The sequence below is a fragment of the Rhizobium sp. 01L419 genome (assembly GCF_056400025.1).
The window spans coordinates 64,482-90,104 of record NZ_JBFTSM010000010.1 but is presented as its reverse complement, the minus strand read 5'-3'; the positions used below and the strand labels follow the sequence as shown (position 1 = coordinate 90,104).

At 59.5% G+C, this 25,623-nt stretch carries 31 protein-coding genes, 1 tRNA gene and 2 pseudogenes; 17 read left to right on the top strand and 17 right to left on the bottom strand.

The genetic code is table 11. From position 1 onward, the window contains the following. Positions 1–149 precede the first annotated feature (149 nt). Positions 150–436: pseudogene (locus AC1DUP_RS20350) on the top strand (hypothetical protein). A gap of 114 nt (positions 437–550) precedes the next feature. Here the strand turns inward: AC1DUP_RS20350 and AC1DUP_RS20345 are convergent. Further along, positions 551–988: a tyrosine-type recombinase/integrase gene (locus AC1DUP_RS20345; RefSeq protein ID WP_115038814.1), complete on the bottom strand. Its 438-nt coding sequence runs from the start codon at positions 986–988 to the stop codon at positions 551–553. Here AC1DUP_RS20345 and AC1DUP_RS20340 point away from each other — a divergent pair. Next, the gene (locus tag AC1DUP_RS20340; RefSeq protein ID WP_115038816.1) at positions 975–1,169 is read left to right on the top strand and encodes a hypothetical protein; all 195 of its coding nucleotides are present in this window, start codon (positions 975–977) and stop codon (positions 1,167–1,169) included. The two genes, AC1DUP_RS20345 and AC1DUP_RS20340, sit on opposite strands and share 14 nt — an antisense overlap. Positions 1,170–1,704: 535 nt before the next feature. After that, positions 1,705–1,782, top strand: a tRNA-Met gene (locus AC1DUP_RS20335). Positions 1,783–1,942: 160 nt separating this feature from the next. On the opposite strand, the gene AC1DUP_RS20330 is transcribed toward AC1DUP_RS20335, so the two are convergent. The 5 genes from AC1DUP_RS20330 to AC1DUP_RS20310 are packed head-to-tail and all read right to left on the bottom strand — an operon-like array spanning position 1,943 to position 5,903. Then, positions 1,943–3,322, bottom strand: a complete 1,380-nt coding sequence (locus tag AC1DUP_RS20330) for an aldehyde dehydrogenase family protein (protein ID WP_115038818.1) — start codon at positions 3,320–3,322, stop codon at positions 1,943–1,945. 17 nt (positions 3,323–3,339) lie between these two features. Beyond that, positions 3,340–3,642 carry a putative quinol monooxygenase gene (locus tag AC1DUP_RS20325; RefSeq protein WP_115038820.1) on the bottom strand — a complete coding sequence of 101 codons (303 nt, stop codon included), beginning with the start codon at positions 3,640–3,642 and terminating at the stop codon, positions 3,340–3,342. Positions 3,643–3,670: 28 nt separating this feature from the next. After that, entirely contained in the window at positions 3,671–4,354 is a 684-nt protein-coding gene (locus AC1DUP_RS20320; protein ID WP_115038822.1) for a type 1 glutamine amidotransferase domain-containing protein, read from the bottom strand. 49 nt (positions 4,355–4,403) lie between these two features. Beyond that, a complete protein-coding gene (locus tag AC1DUP_RS20315) occupies positions 4,404–5,459 on the bottom strand; it encodes an NAD(P)-dependent alcohol dehydrogenase (protein ID WP_477834014.1) in 1,056 nt (351 codons plus the stop codon). 15 nt (positions 5,460–5,474) lie between these two features. After that, positions 5,475–5,903 (bottom strand): heme-binding protein, encoded by a 429-nt coding sequence (locus tag AC1DUP_RS20310; protein ID WP_113300211.1) that lies wholly within the window; start codon positions 5,901–5,903, stop codon positions 5,475–5,477. A 369-nt stretch (positions 5,904–6,272) separates the two neighbouring features. On the opposite strand from AC1DUP_RS20310, the gene AC1DUP_RS20305 reads away from it, so the two are divergent. The 3 genes from AC1DUP_RS20305 to AC1DUP_RS20295 all read left to right on the top strand — a co-directional run bounded on the left by AC1DUP_RS20305 (position 6,273) and on the right by AC1DUP_RS20295 (position 8,722). Further along, positions 6,273–7,496 carry an MFS transporter gene (locus AC1DUP_RS20305; protein ID WP_162805146.1) on the top strand — a complete coding sequence of 408 codons (1,224 nt, stop codon included), beginning with the start codon at positions 6,273–6,275 and terminating at the stop codon, positions 7,494–7,496. Positions 7,497–7,687: 191 nt separating this feature from the next. Then, positions 7,688–8,404, top strand: a complete 717-nt coding sequence (locus AC1DUP_RS20300) for an alpha/beta hydrolase (protein ID WP_115039228.1) — start codon at positions 7,688–7,690, stop codon at positions 8,402–8,404. Between the two features lie 12 nt (positions 8,405–8,416). Beyond that, positions 8,417–8,722, top strand: a complete 306-nt coding sequence (locus AC1DUP_RS20295) for a putative quinol monooxygenase (protein WP_113300213.1) — start codon at positions 8,417–8,419, stop codon at positions 8,720–8,722. A gap of 13 nt (positions 8,723–8,735) precedes the next feature. On the opposite strand, the gene AC1DUP_RS20290 is transcribed toward AC1DUP_RS20295, so the two are convergent. The 4 genes from AC1DUP_RS20290 to AC1DUP_RS20275 all read right to left on the bottom strand — a co-directional run bounded on the left by AC1DUP_RS20290 (position 8,736) and on the right by AC1DUP_RS20275 (position 13,995). Next, entirely contained in the window at positions 8,736–11,606 is a 2,871-nt protein-coding gene (locus AC1DUP_RS20290) for a helix-turn-helix transcriptional regulator (protein ID WP_115038828.1), read from the bottom strand. A 220-nt stretch (positions 11,607–11,826) separates the two neighbouring features. Further along, positions 11,827–12,297, bottom strand: a complete 471-nt coding sequence (locus AC1DUP_RS20285; RefSeq protein WP_113334845.1) for a nuclear transport factor 2 family protein — start codon at positions 12,295–12,297, stop codon at positions 11,827–11,829. A 2-nt stretch (positions 12,298–12,299) separates the two neighbouring features. Next, entirely contained in the window at positions 12,300–12,923 is a 624-nt protein-coding gene (locus AC1DUP_RS20280; protein ID WP_115038830.1) for a pyridoxamine 5'-phosphate oxidase family protein, read from the bottom strand. 97 nt (positions 12,924–13,020) lie between these two features. Then, positions 13,021–13,995 (bottom strand): alpha/beta fold hydrolase, encoded by a 975-nt coding sequence (locus AC1DUP_RS20275; protein WP_477834010.1) that lies wholly within the window; start codon positions 13,993–13,995, stop codon positions 13,021–13,023. A 410-nt stretch (positions 13,996–14,405) separates the two neighbouring features. On the opposite strand from AC1DUP_RS20275, the gene AC1DUP_RS20270 reads away from it, so the two are divergent. Both AC1DUP_RS20270 and AC1DUP_RS20265 read left to right on the top strand, forming a co-directional pair. Beyond that, positions 14,406–16,316, top strand: coding sequence for a PAS domain-containing sensor histidine kinase (locus tag AC1DUP_RS20270; protein ID WP_115038833.1), 1,911 nt, complete (start codon positions 14,406–14,408; stop codon positions 16,314–16,316). Next, on the top strand, positions 16,306–16,947 hold the full coding sequence (locus AC1DUP_RS20265) for a response regulator transcription factor (RefSeq protein WP_115038835.1): 642 nt from the start codon (positions 16,306–16,308) through the stop codon (positions 16,945–16,947). Before AC1DUP_RS20270 ends, AC1DUP_RS20265 begins: the two co-directional genes overlap by 11 nt. A 37-nt stretch (positions 16,948–16,984) precedes the next feature. On the opposite strand, the gene AC1DUP_RS20260 is transcribed toward AC1DUP_RS20265, so the two are convergent. The 4 genes and pseudogenes from AC1DUP_RS20260 to AC1DUP_RS20245 form a co-directional block, all read right to left on the bottom strand. Then, positions 16,985–17,233: a hypothetical protein gene (locus AC1DUP_RS20260; RefSeq protein WP_477834007.1), complete on the bottom strand. Its 249-nt coding sequence runs from the start codon at positions 17,231–17,233 to the stop codon at positions 16,985–16,987. Continuing rightward, positions 17,214–17,777 carry a hypothetical protein gene (locus AC1DUP_RS20255; protein WP_477834223.1) on the bottom strand — a complete coding sequence of 188 codons (564 nt, stop codon included), beginning with the start codon at positions 17,775–17,777 and terminating at the stop codon, positions 17,214–17,216. The genes AC1DUP_RS20260 and AC1DUP_RS20255 overlap by 20 nt, the downstream gene beginning before the upstream one ends. A gap of 41 nt (positions 17,778–17,818) precedes the next feature. Next, positions 17,819–18,127, bottom strand: a pseudogene (locus AC1DUP_RS20250) (recombinase family protein); the annotation flags it as partial. Next, positions 18,057–18,836, bottom strand: a complete 780-nt coding sequence (locus tag AC1DUP_RS20245) for a recombinase family protein (protein WP_477834005.1) — start codon at positions 18,834–18,836, stop codon at positions 18,057–18,059. The gene AC1DUP_RS20245 and the pseudogene AC1DUP_RS20250, both read right to left, overlap by 71 nt. Positions 18,837–19,133: 297 nt before the next feature. Here AC1DUP_RS20245 and AC1DUP_RS20240 point away from each other — a divergent pair, with 297 nt between their 5' ends. From AC1DUP_RS20240 to AC1DUP_RS20215, 6 genes are all read left to right on the top strand, one after another. Continuing rightward, the gene (locus AC1DUP_RS20240; RefSeq protein WP_113300218.1) at positions 19,134–19,433 is read left to right on the top strand and encodes a type II toxin-antitoxin system TacA family antitoxin; all 300 of its coding nucleotides are present in this window, start codon (positions 19,134–19,136) and stop codon (positions 19,431–19,433) included. A gap of 3 nt (positions 19,434–19,436) precedes the next feature. After that, positions 19,437–19,961 carry a GNAT family N-acetyltransferase gene (locus tag AC1DUP_RS20235; protein ID WP_113300219.1) on the top strand — a complete coding sequence of 175 codons (525 nt, stop codon included), beginning with the start codon at positions 19,437–19,439 and terminating at the stop codon, positions 19,959–19,961. 56 nt (positions 19,962–20,017) lie between these two features. Then, the gene (locus tag AC1DUP_RS20230) at positions 20,018–20,398 is read left to right on the top strand and encodes a hypothetical protein (protein WP_162805147.1); all 381 of its coding nucleotides are present in this window, start codon (positions 20,018–20,020) and stop codon (positions 20,396–20,398) included. A gap of 77 nt (positions 20,399–20,475) precedes the next feature. After that, entirely contained in the window at positions 20,476–20,793 is a 318-nt protein-coding gene (locus AC1DUP_RS20225; protein ID WP_113307300.1) for a hypothetical protein, read from the top strand. Positions 20,794–20,886: 93 nt separating this feature from the next. After that, positions 20,887–21,141: a hypothetical protein gene (locus AC1DUP_RS20220; RefSeq protein WP_113300222.1), complete on the top strand. Its 255-nt coding sequence runs from the start codon at positions 20,887–20,889 to the stop codon at positions 21,139–21,141. Positions 21,142–21,158: 17 nt separating this feature from the next. Next, positions 21,159–21,287 (top strand): hypothetical protein, encoded by a 129-nt coding sequence (locus AC1DUP_RS20215; protein ID WP_477834002.1) that lies wholly within the window; start codon positions 21,159–21,161, stop codon positions 21,285–21,287. A 151-nt stretch (positions 21,288–21,438) separates the two neighbouring features. On the opposite strand, the gene AC1DUP_RS20210 is transcribed toward AC1DUP_RS20215, so the two are convergent. Both AC1DUP_RS20210 and AC1DUP_RS20205 read right to left on the bottom strand, forming a co-directional pair. After that, positions 21,439–21,630 carry a hypothetical protein gene (locus AC1DUP_RS20210; RefSeq protein WP_115038837.1) on the bottom strand — a complete coding sequence of 64 codons (192 nt, stop codon included), beginning with the start codon at positions 21,628–21,630 and terminating at the stop codon, positions 21,439–21,441. 105 nt (positions 21,631–21,735) lie between these two features. Further along, entirely contained in the window at positions 21,736–22,026 is a 291-nt protein-coding gene (locus tag AC1DUP_RS20205; protein ID WP_113300224.1) for a hypothetical protein, read from the bottom strand. A 245-nt stretch (positions 22,027–22,271) separates the two neighbouring features. Here AC1DUP_RS20205 and AC1DUP_RS20200 point away from each other — a divergent pair, with 245 nt between their 5' ends. Next, positions 22,272–22,535, top strand: coding sequence for a hypothetical protein (locus AC1DUP_RS20200; RefSeq protein ID WP_477833999.1), 264 nt, complete (start codon positions 22,272–22,274; stop codon positions 22,533–22,535). A gap of 799 nt (positions 22,536–23,334) precedes the next feature. On the opposite strand, the gene AC1DUP_RS20195 is transcribed toward AC1DUP_RS20200, so the two are convergent. Then, a complete protein-coding gene (locus AC1DUP_RS20195; RefSeq protein ID WP_115038839.1) occupies positions 23,335–23,715 on the bottom strand; it encodes a VOC family protein in 381 nt (126 codons plus the stop codon). Between the two features lie 515 nt (positions 23,716–24,230). On the opposite strand from AC1DUP_RS20195, the gene AC1DUP_RS20190 reads away from it, so the two are divergent. Both AC1DUP_RS20190 and AC1DUP_RS20185 read left to right on the top strand, forming a co-directional pair. Continuing rightward, entirely contained in the window at positions 24,231–24,602 is a 372-nt protein-coding gene (locus AC1DUP_RS20190) for a hypothetical protein (RefSeq protein WP_477833996.1), read from the top strand. Between the two features lie 83 nt (positions 24,603–24,685). Further along, entirely contained in the window at positions 24,686–25,258 is a 573-nt protein-coding gene (locus tag AC1DUP_RS20185; RefSeq protein WP_162805149.1) for a hypothetical protein, read from the top strand. The last annotated feature ends 365 nt before the right edge of the window (positions 25,259–25,623 follow it).

Here is a 25,623-nt window from a genome sequence, read left to right as displayed (position 1 = left end):
CAATGTATCGGCAATCGATCGGCGCTGTCGCCTGGGTAGGGATAAATCTGGGCGCACAGTACCGATTGATGAACGCATTGATGGAGAAAAGGAAACGGAGTTGGCCGCGGCCAATTCTTCTCGGCTTCGCCGTACTTGCGACCACAGCCATGCTCGCGACCTGTGCCTCGCAGATCACTAAGAGCTATGTCGGCGTGCCGATCAGCAGTGTCATGCTGGATTAGGCCCCGCCCGACAATGTCTATGAGATGCGCCCTGGTTAGCGGGCCTATCAATGGCGCGAGGACAAGACGTGGTCTCCGGCGGCTCGAGCGGCGAGCTACGCCAGACGCGCCGTGGTGAGCGCTATGAGGTGACGGAGAGGCATGGTTATGTCGAGCGGACGGAATGTGCCTACACCTACTACACCCGCAATTCCGGGCGAGGCCTCCAATAACTTTTCACCCCATTGATAAGCGATTGCAAAGCCGAGATGTTTTTCGAGGTGTGGCAGTTTGGACTTGAACCGTTCCGCCACACCTAAAGGCAGGTGTGGCAGTCTGTTCCCGGTTTAGCCGCTCGCCGCTTCCGTTTCATCGGGCTGTTCGGCGATCGCCAGCAGCTTCGTTCCGACGCCGTCCCAGTTGATTCGTGCGACCGTCTGGCGCGCCAGGGGGGCTCGGTCGGCATTCCTCGTATAAACTTTTGACGTTTTTGCATCGCGCCATCCAAACATCGCCTCGAGCATGCTGTCGGTCGCTTCGTTGTGGGCGACATCGGTCGCAAGGCCCTTTCGGACGGAATGCGCGGTGAGGTGGCCGAGGCCGGCCTGTCGAAACCAGTCCGAGATCCTGTTGCCGAGGCCCTTGATTGAGAATGGTCTGGCGAATTCAGTGAGCACGTAGGTGAGCGCGTTGGTCTTGTGCAAAGCCAGAACTGATTCGAGGATCGGATGAATGGCGATCTCGATATCGTAGGGCGTCTTGTTTCTGTTTTTGAAGAGGCGCATCGCAGCCGACGCGCCGATTGACGAGCGCACCGCCTACAGGGATCCGGATGCGAAGCCGATGGCCTGCTACTTCGATAGCGAGTTGACCGACTTCGACTGGGCCATCAAGCAGAATGAGAAGCGCAGGGCGCGCGAGGCCAAACGCCGCGAGGAAGAGGCCAAGAAGCGTCAGGCCGCGTAACCCCAGCAGCGGCATCGATTGGGCGATGTCACTCGGGGCTGTTCAATTCGGCGATCTAGCTGTCGCCATAGCCGCCTCCGGGCGGCTTTTCCGTTCTAGGCGTGGATCACGGTATCTTCGCGACGGGCTTCTTTCGGTTACGCGGTGCGATTGGCTTGGGACCATTCTTGCTGGCCGCCAATTCGGCGTCCCTTGAGAGACGCAACTCGCGAAGGCGAGCAGTCTTCGCGTCGCGGGCAACGTCTTGGGCGGAGGTAAGAGCTTGAGATTCCCGGTGGGTGGTCTCGGCTTTGTTTTCGCGGATTTTACTGGTCATCAGTTTCAAGTAGTTCAGTCGGGGCGGAAAAGAAGCCCAAACCGGCTCCTGAGACCTCATCCCGATGAAACAACCCGGTCGGACTAGCTTAGTCTGATGGCCCAGGCCCAAGGGATGCCGAGACCAGCGGGAACTCTGCGGCCCACCAATTGCTACGCTTCGCGGGTGTAGCTAGCCCGAAATCGGTCCTTGTAACACCTGGGTCGGCACGCCATTTCATGTCGGAGTAGAGCAGCCCGGTAGCTCGTCAGGCTCATAACCTGAAGGCCGCAGGTTCAAATCCTGCCCCCGCAACCAATCTCTGTTCATCAAAGCAAAATTCTATCGCTGGCGATCCTAATTTTTGCGGGCGCGCCGGCACTTCTCGACCGAAAAGCCAATCTTTCGTTCGGCAACACGCGTGGGTATCGCCCGGAGCATTCCAAACGACACAACACGCGTGCGCTCCGAAGGCCAGCTAGTGCTGCGTGAAGACGATCATTTTCTCTGCCGTCATTTCACGCGCGGTATATGGAATGCCGCCAATTCCGTAGCCCGACGTCCGCCGACCGGAAAATGGCATCCAGTCGGTCCGAAACGCGCTGTGGTCATTGACCATGACCGTTGAGGCGTCTAGGTGCTCGGCTGCCTTGAGCGCGACCGCGAGATCGCGCGTGAAGATGCTGCTCTGAAACGAGACCGGCAACGAATTTGCCTCGTGAATGGCTTCATCGAGACTGGAAAATGAGAACACGCAGGTGACCGGGCCGAACACCTCCTCGCGCGATACCTTCGCGTTTTTCGGCGGTTCCACGAGAATAGCAGGTGCCAACGCGGTGTCGCTGAGGCGTTCGCCTCCGATAAGCCGTGCACCTCCCGAGGCTGCTTGCGCGACCCAGTCTGCGACCCGATCGGCTTCTGTGGGCGTAATGAGTGGGCCGACTTCGGTCTGGGCAAGCAGGGGATCGCCGACACGCAGTTGCTCGACGCGCGCGGCGAACCGATCGACGAAGGCGTCCTTGAGCGTATCGTGGATGTAGATGCGTTGAACGGAAACGCAGACCTGACCGGCGTGATAGTAGCCGCCCTTCGCGAGCGGCTCGATGATTGCGTCTATATCGGCAGTCTGGTCGATGATGACAGGGGCCACGCCGCCATGCTCGAGCGCGCAGCGGGTTCCCGCCGCCAGATTGGCGCGCAGGTGCCAACCCACCGCGGCCGAGCCGATGAAGCTCACTAAGGCGATCCGAGGATCGCTTGCAAAGGCGGTCGACAGATCGCGGCTCTCGGGAAGCAGGGTCTGGACCCAGCCTTCGGGCATGCCGGCTTCATGGACGAGCTTGACCAGCTCCAGGCAGCTAAGCGGTGTCGCGGCGGCAGGCTTGACGATGACAGGGCAGCCCGTGGCGATCGCCGGCGCGATCTGGTGCACAATGAGATTGAGAGGATGGTTGAACGCCGAAATCGCGGTAACCACGCCGATGGGTTCCAGGATCGTCCAGGCGCGGCGGCCCACGCTGGCCGGGGTGAGGCCCATCGGTATCTCGGTGCCGCCTCTGGTGCGAAGCAGTTCGGCGGCGTTTTGAATTCCATCGATCGCGCGATCGGTTTCGACCAAGGCGTCGGTGTAGGGCTTGCCGCTTTCTCGTGCGATGCGGATCGCGAAGGTCTCGCGTTGCTGCAAAAGCAGATCGGCAAGGCGGAGGAGAATCGCCCGACGCTGGTGCGGCTGCAGCCAGCCGCGCCGGTCTTCGAAGCGTTTGCGCGCGACGGTCAGCTTGCGTTCGAGCGCTGTGGCGTCGTCCGTCGGAAGATCGGCGATATGTTCGCGGTCATAGGCTTGCACGACTTCGAGCATGAGACACTCCGTTGCAGCTATTCGCCAAGCGCGACAGCTTCGAGAACAAGCGCCGAGCGATCCGCCAGCGCCGGAACGCGGGCGAGATAGGCCTGATAGTGCGATGTCTGGCGATGGGCTTCGACCGCCTCGGCGTCACGATAGAGCTCGTCGAGCACGTAGCGCGTGGGCATTGAAGTGTCTCGCCAGATGTCCCAGCGCAAATTGCCCGGTTCTGCCCGGCTATGCGGGATCATGCCGATCAGCAGTTCGCGCAGTTCATCCGCCTTGCCGGGATGGGCGGTCAGGCTGGCGGTGATTTTCACGGATGATTGCGGCATGATGGTTCTCCCGTTTGACGTTGCCGCCTCAGGCCAAAGAGGCGCGGTCTCGAAGGGCCGCGAGCAGTTTCCTCCCGAGCTCTCCTGCCGAAGCGGGATTCTGGCCCGTGATCAGCCGGCCGTCGACGACGACATGCTCCTGCCAATTGGCAACCGATGAATAGTCCGCGCCCTCGGCTCTGAGCGCATCCTCGAGTTCGTAGGGCACATCCTCGCGGGCGTAGTCATATTCTTCTTTCGTGGAGAAGCCCGTGAGCCTTTTGCCATGGACGAAGGGCTTGCCGTCTCCGACGTCCACGCCGAGCAGCGCGCAGGGTCCGTGGCACACGGCGGTCACCAGCTTGTCCGTCGTCCAGGCGCGCGCGACCGCGTGCTGCACCTGCGCATTGCGCTGTATGTCGACCATCGGCCCCAGGCCGCCGGGCACAAGGATGGCGTCGTAGTCGGCCGCGTCCACCTCGCTGAGTTTACGGCTGCGGTTCAGCCGCCGAAACGCCTTGCTCTGGAAGAACGCCTTCTGGGCGGGGTCGTTTTCGTCATAGGCGTCATAGGGCGTCCACCCGCCGGCGGGCGAGGCAAACTCTACCGCAATGCCGGCGGTGTCGAGGACATCGAACGGGTGGGCAACTTCCGCAAAGAAGAAGCCGGTTTTCCGGTTATGCGGTCCGATAACGGCTGCGTTGGTGACGATGAACAGGACATGCTGGGTCATGATTGTCTCCTAGACATATGGTTCGGTTTGGTTCTCGCAGGCCCTGCCGTCAGAACATGACCACGGCACGCCCGACGATCTTGTTGTCTCGCATGAGATCGATGTATTCGTTGATATCCTTGAACGAGATCGTCTTGATCGTGTGCTGGATCTTGCCCGCGGCAGCCAGCGCCATGACCTCGATGAGATCGGCGTTGTTTCCCCAGAACGAGCCGTGAAAAGTCTGCTCGCCGGAGACGCGCGGAAACAGCGGAATGTTGATCCGGTCGCCGATGAAGCCGACGTCGGCGTAGTGCCCGCTGATCGCCAGGCGTGAGAAGGCGAGCTGCATCATCTCCGTCGCGCCGGCGCAGTCGATGATCGCGTCGAACTTGTCCTGGCCGGTCGCCTTCTTGAGCTCCTTTCCGACATCTTCCGACGACTTGCCCTCGATCGCGATGACGTGGTCGGCGCCATATTTCGTGGCGACCTGGAGCTTCTCCTCGTTTCGCGCGACGGCAACGACCGGGCCGCCTGCGCCCAGCAGCTTGGCATATTGGACGGCATAGGTGCCAAGACCGCCAATCCCGAATACGCCGATGACTTTATCGGGTCCCAGGCCACCGGCATCGCGGATCTTCTTGAGCCCGCGATAGGGGGTCAGCCCGGCATCCGTCAGTGGCGCCAGCTGCTCGAACTTGAGGTGCTTGGCGACCGTGATGGCATAGCGGGCCGGCACCGGGATGTATTCGGCAAAGCCACCATAGGTACCGAAGCCCGGCCAGCGGACATTGGGGCAGATGTGCGTATTGCCGACCTGGCAATGCTTGCAGACGCCGTCGCCCCATCCGGGCGAGACGACGACATGGTCGCCTTCCTGAAGGCCCGAGGCCTTGGCCACGACGCCGCCGATCTTCTCGACCGTTCCGGTGATCTCATGGCCGGGAATGACGGGGGGCGGGATATCGCCATAGCCCTGGAAGAACCCATCGATGAGCAGCACGTCGGAGCGGCACATGCCGCATGCGGCGACCTTCACGAGCACCTCGTCGGGCTGAATGTCGGGAACCTTGATGTCCTCGAGGACGAGGGGCTTGTTGTATTCAAGAATACGCGCGGCCTTCATAACGGGTCTCCTTCATCATGTTGGATTTGTCATGATCGCGGCGGCCGCCGCCTCGGCGACCGCGATGTCCTGCTCGACGGAACCGGCGCTTGCGCCCACCGCACCGACGATCTGATCGCCAATCGTCACAGGCAAACCGCCACCGAAAATCACGACACGGCCATCGTTGCTCTGCTCGATCCCGAACAGCGGTGCGCCGGGCTGTGCCAATTCAGCGAGATATTCGGTCGTCTTGTTGAACATCCGGGCCGTCTTCGCCTTGCCGATGGCAAGATCGATGCTGCCTTCGAGCGCGCCGTCCTGGCGTGCGAAGGCGATCAGCGCGCCACCCGCATCGACCACGGCGATGTTGTAGGCAATGCCAAGATTGGCCGCCTTGGCCTCAGCTGCCTGGAGCATCTGCTTGGCGTCCGATAAAGTCAGTGTGCTCAGCGCGCGAGGCATGGTTCCTCCTCGATCCGATGATCTCTCGACCAGTCTGGTCTAGGCGCAAGCAGGCATGGCCGACACAGACCACCGAAAGCTCGAACCTGCTGATGCTGTCGGGCCGTAACCTAAGGGAGTTCGTTATTCGCCGGCCCCATCACCTTGATATCATCGCTCAAGGAAGGTCGCCGGTTAAAAAAGGTGAATCTTCTCTCTTCGACACGGAGGCCGTCATGTTTCTCATCCGATCGGCCACCTTCCAATCGGTCCCGCCGGTGTTACGACTGTGGTCAGCCGTGCGTGAGTTGCTGACAGAGATAGATTGCGCATAAACTTTGTGCCGTGATTGCGGTTGCCGAACTATTGGTTTCGACGAAGGAAGCCTTCATGAAGGGAGCGGACTTCTCCGAGTTCAGGAACGGCTGGCGGATCGTTCTGGCCAGCCTGCTTGGAACGGCTTTTGGCTTGCCTGCCATAGTGTTTTACACGATCGGCGTTTTCGCGCCGATCTTCGCGCGGGAATTCGGCTGGTCGTTTACGACGATTTTTGGCGGCCTGTCGTTGTTGGCCGCTTCGGTTCTGGCTATCGGGCCATTTTTCGCGATGTTGATCGACAGGTTCGGAGCGCGGCTGGTGGCGTCGACCTCTCTGTCATGCCTGGGCCTGAGCTATATGACGCTTGCGGCGTCGAGTGGCTCCATCGTCCAGTATTATCTCTCGTGGCTGGCCATCGCGATCTTCGGGCTGGGGGCGACGCCGGTCGTCTTCACGCGGGTGGTCAACGGCGTATTCGAGGAGCGCCGGGGGCTTGCACTTGGCATCGCGCTGTCAGGCGCGGGCCTGTTTGCCTTCGTGGTAAAGCCGCTGGCGCAATTTTTGATCGAGACCGGCGGCTGGCGTGTCGCGATCCTCATCGTGGGCGCCATGCCTATCCTCATAGCATGCCCGTTGGTGCTTTGGGGCTTTGCCGGATTGCGCAGCAGGAATGTCGACGCGGCGCTGGCGCCAAGGATTGCGCTGGAAGGCATGACCGCACGCGAGGCCTTCCGCTCACGCTCGTTCTGGCTTCTGGCTATCGTCTTCATCCCGATGTCGCTTGCCGTTGCGGCGCCGCTTCCCAACATCGAAAACATCCTTCGTTCGCTGCGTCTGTCGCCGACCGAAGTTGTCCAGCTCGCCTCGCTCGTCGGCATAGCGGCCGTCGCCGGTCGGCTGCTTGGCGGCGTTCTGGTCGACAGGTTCTGGGCGCCTGCGGTTGGTACGGTGATATTGACGCTCGGCGCGGTCGCCTGCTTCACCCTGTCGCTGGATGAGGTGAGCTTCGCCACGGCTTGCATCGCCATTCTATTGCTTGGCCTGGTATCCGGGATCGAATTCGACCTGATGGCCTATCTGGTTTCGCGCTATCTCGGGATGCGGAGCTACGCCACGACATATGCAACATTATACGGGATCTTCGTCGTCGGTGCCTTCGTGGGCCCCAGCCTGTTTGGGTACGCGTTCGACAGCACCGGCACCTATGCGGGCATCCTGAAAGCCTGCGCTTTGCTCCTCATCGGCGGCGCGACCGTGGTTCTTTTCCTGGGACCTTATCCGACCCGGAAAGCCTAGCAGCGCCAGCGGGCCGATCCCGGTGGGTTGTGTGAGCGACTTCGATTTTTACGTCTTTTAACCAGCCGAGCCGCAACCCTCACGATATCATCTCCGCAGTTTCCAGGACGGCCGGCATCGGTGCGCCGCCCATCGCGAGACATCAGGAGTTCGACAAAATGAAACCCTCAATCTGGATATTGTTCGCGGCCATGACTGCTTTTGCCCCAGCGGCCTCTGTCGCCGCCGAAAAACCCGTCTCGATCGTTCTCGTGCACGGCGCGTTCGTCGATGGCTCCGGCTGGCAGGCGGTGTTCGACACCCTCAGCAAGGATGGATACGAGGTGCTGGTGGTCCAGAACCCGACGATCAGTCTCAGTGGCGATGTCGCGGCCACGGAGCGCGTGATCTCGAAGGCGAAACATCCCGTGGTCCTCGTTGGACACTCCTATGGTGGGATGGTCATCACCGAGGCCGGCGATAACCCGAAGGTGCGCAGTCTGGTCTATGTCGCGGCGTTCGCGCCCGCCGCAGGCGAGTCGGTGGCGTCGCTCGCGGAACAGCCGGTTCCCGCCGGGGAGTCAGGGGCGCCGCTATTGCCGCCCAGTGATGGCTACCTGCTGGTGGATCCGTTGAAATTCCCGAAGGCATTTGCCGCCGATGTCGACGCCTCGATCACGGGCTTCATGGCCGCGGCCCAGGTGCCCTGGGGGCTGGAGGCTGTGAAGACGCCGATCAGCAAGGTGGCGTGGAAGGCCAAGCCCTCGTATTTCATGATCACCACGAAAGACATGATGATCCCTCCAACCTTCCAGCGGGCGTTCGCCAAGCGGGCAGGGAGTGTGACCACCGAGATCGACAGCAGCCATGCCGTGATGCTTTCGCACCCCAAACAGGTCGCAGCCTTCATCGAAAGCGCGGACAAATAGCGGAACCGGATCATGCCCTACGTCAAGATCATGGCTACCTTGCTTGCCAGGCCGGGCAAAGCCGAAGAGCTCGAGGCGCTGCTCTTTTCTATGGCACCCGACTGCAGGATGGAGCCGGGCAACCTGAGATGGGATGTCTGGCGGGATCAGGCGAAAGCCGACCGCTATGTTCTGGATGAACTCTATATCGACAACACCGCGGTGGCAGCGCACCGGGAGACGCCGCACTTCAAGCATTACCTCGCCAGCATCCATGATCTCGCCGAGCGGAGCGCCTTTGTCCTCGACCCTGTTCTGGTCGCGAACAAGAATGGTTAGCCAGGGGCGAAACTCAATGAGGATAGGTGTTCTGCCGGAGCGCTTCCAGAAGTTGGCGCGCCTTCACCACGGTCACGCACGGCAACACGTCATCGAACTCGGCGCAAACCGGAGACAGCAGTTCGGCGGCGGCCGCGTGCCGGTCGGCTTCCACCCATAGTTCCGCCAATGCCGTCGATGCCCGAAGCCGGAAGAAGAGCGCACCGCTTTCCCTTGCGGTTTCCGCCGCGAGCAGCAGCGTTTCCGACGCGCCCGACAGGTCGCCATCCAGTCGCTGCAGCATTGCGCGCACGCGGAGCAGTTCCGGCCGCGACCAGTGTTCGCCCTGCCGGTCGGCGCGGTCGAAGGCGTCGCTCAGGCAGTCGCGGGCAAGCGCGATGCGCCCATCGCGCAAGGCAGCTTCGGCGAGAGTGGTCAGATAGAACGGCACCCGAACAAGGAAGTTGTTAGCGATGAGTTGCTCGATCGCGAGCTTCATCGTGTCGATTGCTTCCGGGTCGCCGTCCATGCTCCCGACGACGCCACGATAGAAAAGGCAGACCGGTCGCCAGATCGCGATCTCGCGCAGGGTAAGATTGCGGGCAAGTGCGGCGACACGCAGGCGCGCGACTTCGGTATCGCCGGACCAAAAAGCGATGGGCAGGGCGGCCTGGGCCAGAGCGTTGGAATGCGAGACGGTGTGGTTGAGTGCGACGCTATGGTCGAGCGCGTCCTGCAGCGCCGCCGCGGCTTCACCGCGATCTCCCGCTACCCAGGCGGTCATCGCCAATGCCACCCGCACCGAGACGAACCGGTCCATCTGGAAGCGGGCGACGGCCGAGCGCTTGGCGGTGGTGGCATTTTCGCGCGCCAGCCGCTTCAGGTCCAAGTGCGCGCGCCTTACCTCACCGCGATAGAAGATCGCCGTCAGCCGGACCCGTTCTCCCTCCACGACAGCCAGCCGTTCATCCTCGCCGCCTGCGAGCTGGGCGAACTGCTCGAGCGTCGCGATCGCCTGCCTGTGCCGACCCGTGAAGCTCTGCAATATGCCAAGGCCCCACAGCGTTCGAAGCTGATAGTCGACATTGCCGATCTCGCGGGCCAGCCGGTTGGCCTCCGTCCAGGCCGCGTCGGCTTCGGGGCCGAGACGATCGGAGAAATTGAGGCCGGAGGCATAGGACGCGATGAGCTTCATCCTGACGGCGGGGTCGCAGCGCGACAGCGCTTGCGTGCATTGCAGCGCCTGCTCGACACATCGCCGGCTTTCAACGACGGTCGACAATTCGTCCCAAAGCGGAACCGCGGCAGCGGTAAGGCGCACGCCCACTTCCAGCTGGCCGCCGTCGCCGAAGGTCCAGTCGATTGCCTTGCGCAAGTCGTTTGTTCGCTCTGCGTAGAACGCGGTCCATTCGTTCCTCGGTCTCCATATCCACTCCGCTTCGGCTTGCTCGAACAGCCGGAGAAGATAGCGTGCGTGGCTGGATCGGGCATCGGCGGCTTCGCCACTCCCGTCGAGCTGCGCGGCCGCGAAGCTGCGGGTGCTGTCGAGCAGCCGATAGCGTAGCCCTTCGGCGTCGTGCGAGACCGACAAAAGCGATTTCGCCGCGAGGCTTTCCGTGCAAGTGGCGATCTCCCCGATGCCCAGGTCGATGTGACCCGCCACGCCGATGATATCGGAGATGGAAAAGCTTGCCGAAAAGACCGAAAGGAGGCGTAGAAGTTTGGCCTCATCCCTGGACAGGAGCTGATAGCTCCACTCCATGGTCGCGAGCAGTGTCTGGTGTCGTTGCGGGACACCCGCAGAGCTGGCGACGAGCGGCTCGAAACTGTGTTCAAGCAGAACGAGCAGGGTTGTCGGCTTCAATATCGGCAGCCGCGACGCTGCGAGCTCGATTGCAAGCGCAATGCCGTCCAGGCGCCGACATATCGCTGCCACGACGGGCGCGTCGGCATCATCGAGTTGGTAGCCGCAAGCTTCGTCAACGCGTTGAACAAAGAGCTGGACGGCGGGGAAAATCAGGGCATCCGCTCGGCTTTCTCCGCTGTGCTCGTCAGGGTACGGGAGCGGAGACAGGCGATAGACGCTCTCTGAGCGCGATCGAAGCGGCTCCCGGCTCGTGGCGATGATGTGAAGACCCGGAAGCGCGAGCGTCAGGTGTTCGGCGATCGCCGACGCGGTGCTGAGAACATGCTCGCAGTTGTCGAGCACCAGCAGCATTTCGTGACTACGCAATGCCTCGACGATCCCGGCAAGCGTATTTGCCCATCTGCCGCCGATGCCCAACGACCTTGCTATCGTCACATCCACAAGCTGGGGATCGCCGATGACGGCAAGATCCACAAAACAAACACCGTCCCGATAGCGGTCCAGAAGGCTTCGCGCGACGGCGACGGCGACAGTCGTCTTGCCCACTCCGGCCGGTCCGACGACCGTTACCAGGCGGCTTTGCGGGAGCCTGGCAGAAAGCTCCGCAACGATGTCATCGCGACCGACAAGCTGCGGCAGAGGAGGCAGCTCGCGGGTCGAGGCCTTTGCCGCATCGAGGGAAGGTTGCGGCTGGTCCCCACCATAGATGCGCAGAGGCGCAGCGAAGCGGTAGCCGCGCCCGTTCACGGTGGCAATGCACGACAGGCCCGAAGCCATTCGTGGAAGAGCACGGCGCAGCGCCGCGATGTTGACTTTCAGGTTGCTCTCATGAACGAAGGTGTTCGGCCATGCGAAGCTCATCAGCTCGTCCTTGCCGACGACTTCTCCCGAGCGGCTGACGAGCAGGTGGAGCAGATCGAGAGCCCGGCTTCCCACTCTCAACGGCTTGTCGCAAAACATCAGCAATTGCCGGTCCGGAATGAACCGATAGTCACCAAAGCAATATGTCTTGCCGTCTGGTCTGCCGGATCGTTCCATGCGCCCTCAAATGATTCCGCCGTGAACGTGCTTTTCCAAGTGGCGCCGAACTGCATCGGACCGAAGGTATTCGAGGCTTTGGCGCATGTCGGCCAATTTAGCCGTTTTGCGCGCTAGCGTCACCCACACCGGTGCTGCTCGGCAAGCTGAGGCGCCCCTTCATCATGGCACAAGACGGCCGCCCTTGGCGCGAGGTCGGACGTTTCATCTTTTGATCGTCCTAGAAGCCAAAGTCGCTGAGGCCGGGATGATCATCCGGGCGGCGGCCCTGCGGCCAGTGAAACCGGCGGTCCTGTTCCGGTATCGGAACGTCGTTGATCGATGCGAAACGCTCTCGCATCAAGCCGTTGGCATCGAACTCCCAGTTCTCGTTCCCGTAGGAGCGGAACCAGTTGCCGCTGTCGTCGCGCCATTCGTAGGCGAAGCGAACCGCGATGCGATTGTCGGCAAAGGCCCAGAGCTCCTTGATCAGCCGGTACTCGAGCTCGCGCTGCCATTTGCGCGTGAGAAAGCCGATGATCGCTTCGCGGCCGGTCACGAATTCGGAGCGATTGCGCCATTGACTATCGGGCGTATAGGCCAGCGCCACCTTTTCGGGATTGCGGCTGTTCCACCCGTCTTCGGCAAGCCGGACCTTTTCGCTCGCGGACATCAGGGAGAAGGGTGGAAGGGGTGGCCTCGTGGTGTCCATGTCTATTCTCCAATCGCTTCGATGCGGCTGCGCAACGCCAGATTCTCGGCTTCCAGTTGAGCCAGCCGCTCACGCAATGGCGTCACGGCCTGCTCGACCTCGCGCTCGGTGTATCGCGGGGTGATATGTTGAGGGCAATTCCAGTCGAACGCTTCCAGCCGGAGCCGGAAAATCCGCTCCGCCTTGGCCCGGTATCCGACGTCGGAAACGAGGCTGGTCAGCGCGGGGTCGCTGTCGAGCGTCAGCTTCTCGACGTGCATGTAGATCTTGAGGCGTGCCCGTCGCGGGTAATCCACCAGGAAGAGGCAGGCCCGGTCGTTTGCGGCAAAGTTTCCGGTGCTGATGTATTGGCGGTTGCCTCTGTAGTCCGCGAAAGCCATCGTCTTGCGATCCACGGCTTTGAGGAAACCTGGTGGCCCGCCGCGATGCTGCACATAGGGCCAGCCGGTTTCCGACACGGATGCCATGTAGAAGCTGTCGCGCGCGGCGATGAAGGCAAGCTCGTTCTCGGTGAAACTGTCGGACTCGCGATGATGATCGCCCAGCCAGATTTGATCCGCCCCCATTTCGGCCTGCGCCAGCCGCACATTCGGAGTGATTGCAACGTCCAGGAAATGGTACGGCATGGGTGATCTCCGGATTTCAGGTGCCTGCTCTGCTGCAGTTCCGGTGCGACCTTAGCTTACACGAGCCTCGGCACCTTCAGTCAGCACGGCACCGACATCATTTGCCTGCGATGTTGCGATCCAGGAAGTCGTTGATAAGCGGCGCAGCGACGTCCAGCTTCTCTTCGAGCAGGAAATGACCGGAGTTCAGGATATGGACCTCGGCATTTGGGAGGTCCTTGAGATAAGGATGAGCGCCCGCCTCAGGGAAGATGTAATCGTTCTTGCCCCAGATGATCAGCGTCGGTGGTTTACGCTCACGAAAGAAGCTCTGGAAATCTGGATAGAGCGGCACGTTGGTGCGGTAGTCGTACAGCATGTCGAGCTGGATGTCGCGGTTGCCCGGCCGGTCCAGCAGGGCCTGGTCGTGGACCCAGTTGTCAGGGCTGATGCGCGAAACGTCTTCCATGCCGTCGGTATATTGAAACTTCGTCGTTTCCAGCGTGACGAGACCATTAAGCGCCTCACGGCTCTTGGCCGATCCGTCGGACCAGTAGGTCTTGATCGGATCCCAGAACTCCTTCAGCCCTTCGTCATAGGCGTTGCCGTTCTGGATGATCAGGCCGATAACGCGTTCCGGATGTTTCAACGCCAGGCGGTAGCCCACCGGCGCTCCATAATCCATGACGTACATCGCGTAGCTTTTGACCGCCAATTGATCGAGAAACTTGTCGACGATATTTGCGGTTGCGGCAAACGTATAAGCATATTTGCCATGATCGGGAGCAGCACTCTGGCCGTAACCCGGATAGTCCGGCGCAATGACATGGTAGCGATCAGCAAGGAGCGGGATCAGGTTGCGGAACATGTGTGACGACGTCGGAAAGCCATGCAGAAGCAGAACGACCGGCGCATCGGCAGGACCGGCTTCCCGGTAGAAGATATCGAGGCCTTCGATATTCGCGGTCCTGTAATGGACGGGAACAGGGGCTTTGCGAACGTCTGCCGTGGCTGCTGCGGGGGCAGCGCTTACCATTGCCGCGGTCGTCATGGTGGCGGTTGCCAGCATCAGGCCTAAAATCAAATTACGCATAATGGTCTCCCATAAGTAGCGATGGAACGAAAATGTGGCCGCCTGCTCATGCAAGCGGTAGTGCGATCGCTGCGACAAACGCCGCCAAGGCATCGGCCTGGAAATTGCGAGCGCATCGCTGCCCCGTATCTCTGTCACCGCGGCACGATAAATCTCGATACACGTTCTTTGGACTTGAACTGTACGAGCGCCGTGCTGATCGGGGTCCGTCGACTGCTCCGATGCCTAAGGATTAAGTCGGATCACGATCACTCTCAATTGCGATCTAGGTCCCTTGCAACTAGACCATGGCATTGCAGCCATCGACCTTGGTATATTGATTAGTTGTTACGTAACTCACAGAAATCCCGTAAGAATTTCACTTGAGGCATTGGCAGCTTGAATGTTGCAAACTCTGCGCGGAGCATGTTGTGGATAGAAAATCGGAAGCCGATCCCATTGTCGATCTGATACCTGCGATGGTTTGGTCCGCAACGTCGGATGGGATGCTCGATTTTGCCAACCAGCACTTTCTGGAGTTCATCGGAGCGCCACTGCACACGATTTCCGGCGTGGGATTCTACAGGATTTTCCATCCCGACGACACTGCGCGTCTTGCTTCGGAATGGCATGCCATAATGGAGTCTCGCCACGCTCGCGAGGTCGTGGGCAGGATCCGGCGCCAGGATGGCCAGTATCGCTGGTGCACGCTTCGACAGAAGCCGCGGCTGGACGACGAAGGCAATGTCGAGCGGTGGTATGGCGTGGTTCTGGATATCGAAGACCGGAAGCAAGCCGAAGATGCCTTGCAGGCGACAAAGACGGCACTTGCCGCAAGCGAGGAAAACCTCAGCCTGATCATCAATTCGCTGCCGGTCCTCGTCTGGTCGGCGCGCCCGGATGGAAGCGCCGACTTCGTCAATCAGAGCTGGCTGGATTATGCCGGTCTTCCGGTGGAGAAAATCCTCGGCTGGGGTTTTCTCGATCTGTATCACCCGGATGATGTTCCAGGCATGGTGGACATCTGGAGACGGGATCTCGCGCACTCCGACCACACTGTCTTGAAGGGGCGCATTCGCGGAGCCGATGGAAATTACCGGTGGTTCTATTTTTCGGGCCGCAAGCTAATCGATGCCAGCGGCACGGAGCGCTGGTTTGGCGTCAACATCGACATTGATGATCTTCAATCTGCCGAGGACGCGTTGCGAGAGGGCGAGCAGGCCCTGCGGGAGAGCGAGCGCAAGCTCAATCTGATCGTCAATACGATACCGGCGATGGCCTGGTCCTGCACGCCTGATGGCCGACTGGAATACTGGAACCAGAATCTCATCGATTTCGTCGGGTTGCCCTTCGACGAGATCGTTGGATTTGGCTTTTATCGAATGTTTCATCCGGACGATATCGAGCCGATGCGCACGGCCTGGGAAGAGATACTCCAGTCGAAACGAGGTCGCCCCGTAGATGCGCGTATCAGACGCGCCGACGGCGAATATCGATGGTTCAATCTCCGACAGAATCCGCTCATGGATCCCGATGGAAATGTCATCCGGTGGTATGGTGTGGTCGTCGATATCGAAGATCGCAAACGGGCGGAAGAATCGTTGCGACAAAGCCAGAGTGACCTGGCGCATGTCACGCGCCTGACCGCCGCGGGCGAGCTTGCAGTGTCGATTGCCCATGAGGTCAACCAGCCACTGATGGCGATTGTCACAAATGCAGGCACCTGTCTGCGGTGGCTGCAGCCGGGGAATACCGATCTGGAACAGGCGCGCCTGGCGGCAGAAAGGATCGTGAAAGATGGCCATCGCGCCGGAGACATCGTGGCCAGTATTAGAGCAATGGCTCAAAAGCTCCCAGCCAAGATCGAGCAGACTGAGCTCACCTCTGCGGTGCGTGACGTTCTCGATCTCCTGCGGGGAGAGCTTCGAAAACGCGCGATTGAGGTCAATCTGGCTATACCGGATCTCCCTGTCACGGTCCTTGGGGATCGAACACAGTTACAGCAAGTGGTGCTGAACCTGGTCATGAACAGTGCCGAAGCGATGACGGCTTCTTCAAGGGAAAGGCGGATCAATATCCGTTGCGCTTTAGATGAACCGCATCTTGTGACCGTGAGCGTGTCGGACACTGGCCGCGGCGTTTCCGCAGGCGAAGCGGATCGCGTGTTCGAAGCATTCTACAGCACGAAAACCGACGGCATTGGGATGGGGCTTTCAATATGCCGTTCGATTGTTGAGGCCCACGGTGGCCGAATATGGATTTCGGCGACGGACAGCGACGCTGGCAGTGAATTCACCTTCATCTTGCCAACGGTGGAGGGCAGGCCAGACTATGATCGATGATCGCAAAAGAGGACAGCCAACCGTCATTGTCATCGACGACGATGAAAGTGTTCGCGATGCCCTGAGGGGACTGTTCGAATCCGTGGGACTGACTGCCGAAACCCATGGTTCCGTGAGCGAGTTTCTTGCCGCCGACGATCCCGATCGAGCAGGCTGTATTGTTCTCGATATTCGCCTGCCAGGCCAGAGCGGCCTGGAGTTTCAGGAAGCGCTGGCGAAAAGCCGGCATCCACGATCCGTGGTGCTGATCAGCGCCCACGTCGATGTAGCGATGGCCGTCCGCGCCATGAAAGCCGGCGCCATCGATGTCCTTACCAAGCCGGTGCGGGAGCAGGATCTCCTGGAAGCGGTGAACCGCGCATTGGCGAGCGATAACGCCCGACGCGAAGAGGCAAATCAATCGGCTGCACTGCGCCTGAGGTACTCCAAACTTACCGAGCGTGAGCGGCAGATAATGACGATGGTGGTTGCCGGTAAGCTAAATAAACAGATCGCAGCCGATGTTCAGCTCGCCGAGGCTACCGTAAAGCTTCATAGGGGCCACATGATGCGCAAGATGCGCGCGTCGTCAGTTGCCGATCTGGTAAGGATCTCAGCTATTATCGACAGCGAGGAGCCGAACGGAGTGTAACGTCCACCTCATATCGAGGCCGAAAATATGCAAGCCTCTATGCCATCAGGCCCCCGCATTGCGACTTGCCCGAGCCTTCGGCGGGCTTTTGCGTTTTTACCGACAGCGTCAGGATTCCAGCGAGATCACTACGAACGTCGATCTCGAGTTTGCCTTTGACCGGCGTCAGGATGATGTCCTCGACAAGCGAACGGATTACGTTCGCCGCTTCAATACGCTTCTCCTCGGAGTCGTCCTGGAGCGTTTCGTAGAGTTGCTGAACTCGCTTACGATATTGCTGCGCCATTCCAGGATGGGAGAAGGGGAGGCGGCTCGTCCGCGGTCGTGAGGAATGCGGTGAGCTCGGCCTTGCGGAGCTTCAACAGGTCGCCCCGTTCCTTCACGGCTTCGATGGAGATGGCCGCTTTAAGATAGAGGTCCATCAACCGGCCTTCCTCCCGGCTGATCTTCTCAATCTCAGCTTGAGCCGCATCGATATTCGCGCGGCTTTCGATGCGCAGACGATTTATCTCCTGTGTATAGGCGTCGCAGAACTCCGCAAAGATCGCTGGATCAAGCATCCGGTTTCGGAGCGCGTTGAGCACGCGCGATTCCAACTCGTCGCGGCGAATGTTGACACGGTTGTCGCAGGTGCCCTTGTCCGCGCGGTCGAGCAGCCGATCAGATTTGCCGAGATCGCCGAATTGCCGCCTCCGCAGCAGGCGCATCTGGTAAGCCCTGAGAAGAGGTACTTGGGTCGACGGCGCGTGTTGATGACGGCGACATCGGCATGGCCGGTTGCGTCGCGCTCGATCCTGTTCTCTCCTTGACGGACCTTTACTGTCTGCCACAGTTCGTCGCCGATGATGCGCAGCTTAGGCGCCTCCTGAACGACCCATTCTAACTCTGGATTGGCCCGCGCTTGGCGCTTGCCCGTATCGGGATCCTTGACGAAGCGCTGACGGTTCCAGACAATCTTGCCGACATACATCTCGTTGTTGAGGATGCCGTTCCCGCGTTTCGGGTCGCCGTTGATCGTGCTGAAGCCCCAGTCGCCCCCGGAAGGGTACGGTATGCCCTCCTTGTTGAGGGCGAACGCGATGGTCTTGGCAGACTTTCCGGCCGCGTAGTCACGGAATCCGCTCGACGACGCTGGCCTGGGCCTCGTTGATGGTGCGGTCACCGCGAATAGGCTCGCCATTGCCGTCCAGCTTTTTGACGACATCGTAGCCGTAGGCGTTCCCGCCGCCCGATTTACCGGCCTCGACCCGCCCGCGCTGACCGCGGCGCGTCTTGTCGGCCACATCCTTGAGAAACAGGGCGTTCATTGTGCCCTTGAGGCCAATATGAAGATGCGAAACTTCACCTTCGGACAGTGTGAAGATATTTACGCCCGAATAGGACATCCGCTTGAACAAGCCGGCGATGTCTTCCTGATCGCGCGACAGGCGATCCATCGCCTCGGCCAGGATCAGATCGAAACGACCGCGCGTGGCATCCGAGATCAGCGCCTGAATGCCGGGTCGAAGAAGGGAAGCGCCCGAGATCGCGTGATCGGTGTATTCCTCTACGATGTGCCAACGTTGCTTCTCGGCGTGAAGCCGGCACATGCGGAGCTGGTCGGCGATGGAAGCATCGCGTTGATTGTCTGAGGAATAGCGGGCGTAAATGGCGACTTTCAATTGGGGTCTCCGGTCTTCAGGAGCTGTCCGAACCGCTTGTTCGTCTGCGCCGCGAAATTCTGACGCGCCATCTGCTGCTGAGCAACCGGGCGAGTTGCACGAGACGGGATCTGGATTGCCGCGCGGGGTCAGTGTCAGTTCTGGCGCGTCCAGAAGCATCGCTGCGAGCAGCTCTTCGCGCTCGCTTTCCGATACCCCAGTCCCTGATGGGCGTGCTTTCTGGCTCATGCCCCGCAGAATTCACGCTAAAACCATGATTAACAACTGAATTCAAAGGTGAGCAGGCGGCAATGGTCGGGGCGGATGCGCGCGTTATGGAGCAGTCCAGCGAAGCATATCGTATGCTGGCATAGTGAAATGACCTACGAAAAATCCGTGAAACCGATCCGTGGCACATATAAACTCCTCGGTGACCATCCTCCCGCGCCAATTCCATAATGGCAAGGCAGGTCGTGAACGAGATTGATAGTATCGTATTGCATTTGGCGCTACAGGTCGCTATTTTCCTCGTAAAGGAGACAAGTCATGGCCGCCACTGTTGAACGCAAGGAATACCCGATCTCAATGCGCTTGCCCGAAGCAGACGTCGCAATGATCGATCGTGCGGCAAGCCTGCGCGGCCGCTCACGAACCGATTTCGTGCGGGAGGCCGCTGTGCGCGCCGCAGAAGAAGTCGTTATGGAGCAGGGACTCATCCGCATGAGCCCGGAAGGCTTCGCTGATTTCATGGGTGTCTTGTCCCTACCGGCCGCTCCTGTTCCCGAGATGGTGGAACTGGCCAGGCGGCCCGCTCCGTGGGAAGCGGGTTCCAAGCCGAAGCAATAAGCCGTGGCATTATCGGCTCCAGAACCGCTTACGGCGGCGCATAATGTTTCCGAATTTTCCTGTGGCAAGCCGACGCTCGATCATTGGCTGAAGACGCGCGCGCTTTCCAATCAGGAGAAAGGTTTCACGGCGGTTCTCGTCGTCCACGAGGCGGGGCGCGTCGTCGGATATTATGGCTTGGCGCCGACCGCTGTCGTTCCTGCGATCCTGCCGCGCTCAATCCGCACCGGGCAACCGCCCGATCCGGTTCCCTGTCTTCTCCTCGGCCAGCTTGCGACGGACACGGAGTGGGCGGGAAGAGGCATYGGTACAGGTCTGGTGAAACATGCCCTTGAGCGATGCGTCCAGGCCGCTGCTCTGATCGGTGGCCGAGCGTTGATGGTCAATGCAGTCGATCAGGAAGCGGCTCAGTTTTGGCAGCGCCGAGGTTTCATGCCCTCGAAGGACGATCCGCTCGTCCTGTTTCGCTCCATCGCCGCAATCGCCGCATCGCTGGCGGAGGCGCGGTCGCAAGGGCAGGGCAAATAATCTGAAGTCTTCCCAAGCCAGGCAATTGGGCAAAAGGCATAACGAAGCATTTGATAATGGACCACGAAGACGACATTCTCGTTTCACAATATTCTGAATATCGGAAAGCTCTCCGCGACATAGAACCATGCATGTCATTCATGCCATATGGATGGTTCGAGCCGCCGAAAACCGTCCGGCTCGACGCGGAGTTCGGCCGTCAGCAGATGGTCTATCGCGATCTGGCGGATGATGCCGCACGAGATCTTGCCAACGGGATCAATCACCTGACCGGTCTCACGATGCGTCTGGAGGCTTGGAGCAAGGTTATCCAAGGGCTTGATGTCCACGACAAAAACCTGCTGCTGCACGTTTGTTCAAGACCTGGCCGCCACGGCGCTTTAAATGCTGCCTCCGCAACCAAATCCAGCCCGCCCGGTTCGCCGAGGCGGGTGTAAACATGAACAGCAAGTTCACATAACGTTCATCCCCGTAAGAGCATGGTCGCCCACATTAGAAATGGAAAGGCGTAACCATGAATAGTTTTTCTCGCATCGGTACTGCTATAGTTGCTGCTGTTATCGCAGCATCGAGCTTCGGCATGGCCTCTGCCGCCCCGCTCGTCGCGCAGCATCAGCAATTTACATCCGACGTAGAACTCGCCCAGTACCGTGAAGATCGCCGGGATGACTGGCGTCGCGACAGGCACCACCGGGATCGCTACGAACACCGGCGCGACCGTCGCGGCTACTGGAACGGTCATCGTGGTTACAGGGACTACCGCAAGGGTTATCGTCGCCACAGCGACGGCTACTACTATCCGCGGTCTGTGTTCCAGCTCTACATCCGCTAAGCGGTTTTAGCTTCCTTCGACAACCCCGTCAGAAATGGCGGGGTTTTTTCGTTCCGAGTCCGGCGGTATCCGGACCAACAAGGAGAAGACGCCATGAGCGTACAGGCAATGTTTTACGCGAAGGAAATCAACCATCGCTCCACCACTAATCCCGGCGACGTCAATGTCGAAGTGAAGATGTCCGCTGCCTTCGGCGGTTACCTTCGCGGCCTTCCGGAAGGCAATGAAGACTGGTCGAAGTATACGCCCTCGGGCGAGCTTTCCATGACCGTCACTAACCCGGCCGCCATCGAGCAGTTCGAACCGGGCGCGGTCTATCGCCTGACATTCGAAAAAGTCAGCCAGTAATCGAGGAGGGGAGCGTCATGTCGAACTGGAAGCGGGCGCTCCTCATCCTGGCGGTCGTTGTAGCTGTTTCCCGCATGGCTGCGGGATTCCTCACGGCCTGCCAGTCGTATCAGCCGCCAGGCGAGGGGATTTGGCGGGCGCTGTAAGAGGCTTTCAAGGCGTCAAGAAGTCCAGGTAAACGACGGCGGCGTTCACCGCGAATACAATGATGGTCAGCGAGTACGCGACTATGCGTTTGCCGGCTTTTTGCTCGGTATCGTTCATGGCAGCTTAACAGCGCGGCCCGCACTTGTCCCTTCAATGGGCAGGTCGGCCCATAGCTGCATATTTTCGGGATAGCCGCTCGTGCTCGTCTTTGGCGTATTGATCAGCCTTCTCTCGGCTGCGAAACGTTTCCCGAGATACGACGGCTCCATCGTCATTGACAGTCACGATGTGACGTTCGTTCTCGCTCTCGACACTCACGCTGAACGGCGGCTTCATATCCATTGTGGTTTCCTCCTCGCCAAATCGGGAAAACGCGCGAGAAGGCAAAACGTCTATCGTACGTCTGAATCAGGCTCGTGCCTTCACCAGTAGGCTCCGGCGTGCGCTTTAGGGTCGCTCGTCAGCGCGCCACAGGCTGGCGATGATGTACGGGTTCTCGCCAGCCATGTAGATGATGCGATCGCCGTTGCCTTCATCGCGATCAGCCTTGAAGAGCGACGGTGTCTCAGCGATATCCCGCTCCGACAAGTATCTCTTGGCCATTGTCTCGATCTTCGCAATGATCTGGGCCTCGGTCGCGTCAGATAACGGGATGAACTCTTCGGAAATCAGTTCGGCCCCATTCATCTCGGTGATGCGCCATACCTGGTCTTTGAAGCCGTCGATTATGCTGCTCATGTCACGTGTTCTCGGCGATCCGGTCGATATGTCATTTAGCAACGCGGAAGGGGGTTTGGCAGTTCCTAGGGCCATGTGTTCCTCGTGCTGTTGATGGTGAGACTTTGAAATTAATCAACACTGGAAATCAAGATGGCACACGGCGGCCCGCGTAAGGGTGCTGGTCGCCCTAGAGGGGTGCCACAAGGCGAACTCGCCAGATCGCGGACAGAGAGAGCCAGAAAGGCATAACGCCCCTGAAGGTCATGCTGAAGGCAATGCGAGTGCATTTCGGGAAGAAAGATTGGGATGCTGCTGCTTCAATTGCAAAGGACGCGGCTCCCTCCATGCATACCAAGCTTGCCAGCGTCCAGCATACGGGCAAGGGCGGCGGACCAATTCAGACCATTGACCTCACGAACGTATCGGAAGAGCAGCTGAATGCACTCGAAGCCATCTTTGGTCCGCTTGCCATCGGCAGCGGAGATGATGGAGGCGATCCGATCGGAGAAGGCGAGGCGCGCAGCTGAGGCGGAACGGGAGCGTATCGCCAAGGATGCGGAGCGTATCCGGGCGCGCTGCCAAACCCTGGCCGGCTTCTTTCGCGAGGCTTGGCATGTGCTGGAGCCTCAAGCCACATTGGCTTGGAACTGGCACCTCGATGCGATCTGCTCGCACCTGGAAGCGGTGACGCGAGGCGAGATCAACCGCCTCCTGATCAACGTTCCGCCCGGCTCGTCGAAGTCGCTCACCGCCTCGGTCATATGGCAGGCATGGGAATGGACATTCCCGCAGCTTCGATCGATGCGCTACCTGACGACGGCGTTCAACGATGGCCCGGTGACACGCGATACCCGCAAATGTCGCGATCTGATCAGGTCGGAGTGGTATCGGTCCTGTGGCCGGAAGTCGTTCTCAGCAGGGCCGGGGAAACCAGTTTCGCCAATACCGAGACCGGTGCCCGTGAAGGGGTGGCCTTCGGCTCTCTCACGTCACAGCGCGGTGATCGGCTCATCATCGACGATCCGCACTCGACCGAGACCGCGGAGTCGGACACGGAGAGAGCCAGAACTGATCGAGATGTTCCCCTTGATGTCACAGGCGGGATCGTAAAGCGATCGAGGCACGAGAGAATAACCGCTGGCACCTAGGAAGGATGCTGCAGACGATAGCAGGACGATGACCGAGAACTTGCTCATACCCTTTCATACAAGGAGGGCTTGTAGGTTTCGTTTTCGCAACTTTTAAAATTCTAACGACCCCGCCACCACATCATCATGTGAATCGCTCGCAATGATGAACTGACCGTCGCGGCGACCTGCGTCTTGGCTAAGGCGACACGCCCGTCACATTGCCATCGGGATCGGTCGTGAACGTGCCTTTGCTCTGATCGAGAATTGTCAGCATATTTCCGAAGGGATCTCGCACGACAACCGCAATACCGATCGGCAGTTCGAAGGGTTCGCAGACCCGCTTCCCACCGGCCGCTTCGAAGCGCTCAAGGGCAGGGCCAAGCTCGGATACGAGAAGGTCAATCTCGGGACCTGTTTTCGTGTGCAGCACAAGCTCGGCATCGGTATCGGCCATGCCAAGGCCGGCAGCATCGAGTGTACGCCAGAGAAGTTCGTGACCAAGGGTACGCTGGTAGAAGGCCAAGCCTTTATCCAAATCCGGCACTTTTAAGATGACGCAGTCGACTTTTCGGAACATGACTCCTCCGTCTGTAGCGACTTGTAGACCTACTGCCTCATCATCGTAAGCGGGGACGGTTATACAGGATGCAGCTGAAGGCCATGGCGGTTAGTAGGCGATCTCCCTACATCGCCGTAGACCCCACCGCCCCATCATCGGGTGCCGGCCCCGCCCCATTCGGGCTAGCGAGAGTTTGGAAGCCGTCTGCTAGGAGTCGTAACTTGCGGGGTCGGCACAGCTAAGAGATGCGGAGTTACAAGAATATGCAACGTAGCAAAACGGCGTAATCCCGCCAGCTAAAAAAGCGATTCCCGAATAATCATCACCCAAAAGGCTCATGAACGGTTGATGAATCAACCAGCAACTACAGTTTAGGGTTTGCTAATGGCTCCGTTCAAAGCGCGAACAGACTCCACCGCCCCATCATCACGCGAGGGCTCCCGCTTATCTTCGAGTTGCCTGCTGCCGCTTCTGAACTGCGCAGTACGCATACCAAGCTAGATTGCAGCCCCGCCTATCAGGGCCTGCCGGATATGACCGAACGCATTATCCGAACAACCCAAGTCGTTGCATTCATCGGTGCGTATCCGCCAACTCTTGTATTGGGATTTCCTTTGCTACTCTATTTCAGGGGACGCATAGGGCCGTCCCTTGCAAATTGTGTGATGGCTGGAGCCTTCGTGGCGACCTTCCCCTGGATATGCCTGGTCCTATTTTTCGGCCCGGATCAGGCTTCTACTGATGACCACGTCACCTACCAAAACGGAATGATGACATGGTGGGGATTTCTGGAAGCTGTCGAATTGCTCGCAGAAATAGCCGTATTCGGCAGTGCTCCCGGCGCCTTATTTTGGCTTTTGGCCGCCGCAGGCGTCAAGAGTCACCCCGCTTCTCAAAGTGAATAGCGGCCCCACCGGCCCATCATCATTTGCTTGGAAAATCGGAGAGCTTTATGAAGGTAATAGCTCACTAATTCTGCGAGGCATTCATGGACGATTCACCGCAGCCAGCAAGATTGCGGATTGCAAAACTCATCGTAATTTTGACTGTTACCTGGCTGTTTCTCGGCGGTGTCTCGTCGATTGTGGTGATGGGAGGTTCCGGTTTCATACCTTCTGCAGATTGGACGTCTGAGACACGTCTTCCGCGCATCATCTTAGGCCTGCTGTCCACGGCTTTTCTTGTCTGGGCCGCATGGAAAGGTGGCAAACGGGCTCGACGGAACGAACTGAACCTCGCCCTTTCAGGTGCAGCGTGTCTTGGGTATTTGACGGGAAGCAACATCCTGTTCATTTGGCCGATACTGCTCCCATTGTTTGCAGGTCATCAAGTTGCGCTCCCGTTCACGGTAGTTAAAGCAATTGACCTCGGTGGAGCGAAATGCCCGTCGAGAGTTGTCTTTGAACAGATGCCCTTCCTACACCAATTTTGCCGTGATCGTGAAAAGGTAAGGTTGAGCCTGTCGTTGGGTGAACGTATCGTTGCAGTCGGTTGGGGAACGCAATACGGATTGTACGCGCACGAATTGCGCGCCGCGGACGTTAGAGGCCCCCGCCGATAGTCATTGCCGTGCCGGCCCAGAGCCCCACCGCCCGCTCATCAATTGACGGGGTGCTAGCACGAAGTTTAAAGCAAAAGACCCGCCGGAGGGTTGCCAAGCGGGTCTTAAGCTGGATGGAATCCAGATGGCTGATTGACTTCAGCCAAGGCGATTGAAACACCATATTTCGGGTATGGCAACGCCCGCCCATTCTCACATATCTCGGAACCGTCGCCTTCGGTCCCCATGAAAGGCGACGGCACTTGACCGGGTACCGGCCCAGCGAGACCAGCGAGGATTGGTAGCGGATCGCTGGTTACTCTCGAGGTCGGAGCCGGCAAGGAAAATATGACAGAGGCGAGCTTTCGGCGACAGTCGCCAATAGG